General features: G+C 62.6%; 1 pseudogene. It reads left to right on the plus strand.

Annotation, left to right across the window (positions count from 1 at the left end):
• Nucleotides 1–286: pseudogene (locus AC0L3U_RS39195) on the plus strand (DUF1522 domain-containing protein); the annotation flags it as partial.

Here is a 286-nt window from a genome sequence, read left to right on the forward strand (position 1 = left end):
TGCTGACGGTCTCGACCACCAACGACTACGCGTCCTCGACCATCGGTTCGAGCGCCGCGGGTGGTGCGATCGGCGGCACGCTGACCTCGTCTCTGACGTTCTCGACGGCTTCCAGCCCCGTCCAGGATACGGTTGCCCAGACCTCGCGTTCGAACCTGGTCGGCCAGTACAACAACATCCTTGCGCAGATCGACTCGACCTCGCAGGACTCCTCGTTCAACGGCGTCAACCTCTTGAACGGCGACCAGCTCAAGCTGGTGTTCGACGAGACCGGCAAGTCGAACCT

Source organism: Bradyrhizobium sp. Kon69 (assembly GCF_055807515.1).